1 protein-coding gene is annotated in these 1,709 nt (G+C 39.1%); it reads left to right on the forward strand.

The features are described 5' to 3' along the window. The first annotated feature begins 87 nt into the window (after window positions 1–87). A complete protein-coding gene (gene spoIVA / locus V7164_RS23390) occupies window positions 88–1,566 on the forward strand; it encodes a stage IV sporulation protein A (RefSeq protein ID WP_335347295.1) in 1,479 nt (492 codons plus the stop codon). The last annotated feature ends 143 nt before the right edge of the window (window positions 1,567–1,709 follow it).

Raw genomic sequence — 1,709 nt, forward strand, 5'->3', positions numbered from 1 at the left:
TAACGAGATAGGACAACATCATAAACATATAATGTCCAAACGTAATTGATAGGATAATATTATCCCACAGATTCGGGAGGGGATCACTTGGAAAAGGTAGATATTTTTAAAGATATTGCTGAAAGGACTGGCGGCGATATCTATTTCGGAGTAGTAGGAGCTGTACGTACAGGTAAATCAACTTTCATAAAAAAATTTATGGAATTAGTTGTTTTGCCAAACATGAGTAATGAAGCTGACCGTGCTCGCACCCAGGATGAACTCCCTCAAAGTGCAGCCGGAAAGACAATTATGACAACTGAGCCTAAGTTTGTACCCAATCAGGCAGCTTCTGTCCACGTGGATGAAGGCCTGGACGTTAATATTCGATTAGTTGATTGTGTAGGGTATACGGTTCCTGGTGCTAAAGGGTATGAGGACGAAAATGGCCCAAGAATGATTAATACTCCTTGGTATGAAGAGCCGATTCCGTTCCATGAAGCGGCAGAAATTGGAACTAGAAAAGTCATTCAAGAGCATTCAACCATTGGGGTCGTGATAACTACTGATGGTACAATTGGAGAAATACCTCGCAGCAATTATTTGGAGGCAGAGGAAAGAGTAATAAATGAATTAAAAGAGGTTGGAAAACCCTTCATTATGATTATTAATAGTGTACAGCCTCATCATCCAAATACAGATTCTCTAAGAAATCAGCTTTCTGAAAAGTATGATATTCCTGTGCTAGCTATGAGTGTGGAGGGCATGAGGGAATCAGACGTATTAAATGTTATGCGTGAAGCCCTGTATGAGTTCCCAGTGCTTGAAGTCAATGTAAATCTCCCAAGCTGGGTGATGGTACTTCGCGAGGATCATTGGCTAAGAGAAAGCTATCAGGAAGCTGTAAAAGAAACAGTAAAAGATATTAAGAGATTACGGGATGTTGATAGGGTCGTCCATCAATTCAGTGATTTTGATTTTATTGATCGGGCGGGACTAGCAGGCATCGAAATGGGTCAAGGTGTAGCAGAAATTGACTTATATGCCCCAGACGATCTTTATGATGAAGTATTAAAAGAGATTGTGGGAGTAGAAATTCGCGGCAAAGATCATTTATTAGAATTAATGCAAGATTTTGCCCATGCCAAAAGGGAGTTTGATCAAATTTCAGATGCATTGAAAATGGTAAAACAAACTGGCTATGGGATTGCGGCCCCATCATTGTCCGACATGAGCCTTGATGAACCGGAAATCACACGCCATGGCTCGCGGTTTGGGGTAAGACTTAAAGCAGTAGCTCCATCCATTCATATGATTAAGGTTGATGTAGAATCAGAGTTTTCTCCAATCATTGGAACAGAAAAGCAAAGTGAAGAACTCGTTCGCTATTTAATGCAGGATTTCGAGGATGATCCTTTATCAATTTGGAATTCCGATATTTTTGGCCGCAGCCTTAGCTCGATTGTTCGAGAAGGAATTCAGGCAAAGCTTTCGATGATGCCTGAAAATGCAAGATATAAATTAAAAGAGACACTAGAAAGAATTATAAATGAAGGATCAGGCGGTTTAATAGCCATTATTTTATAAGACTCCACTCGGGGTCTTTTTTTGTTTTTTCATATAATATGACAAATAAACAAAAAATTAGGCGGTAAATGGGTGTAAAAAGAAAACTTTCCCAATAAAACGTGAATTATTCTTGATAACACGAAATGATTGTGATAATCTTT

It is taken from the genome of Bacillus sp. JJ1474, assembly GCF_036965225.1.
Classification (GTDB): domain Bacteria; phylum Bacillota; class Bacilli; order Bacillales; family Cytobacillaceae; genus Cytobacillus.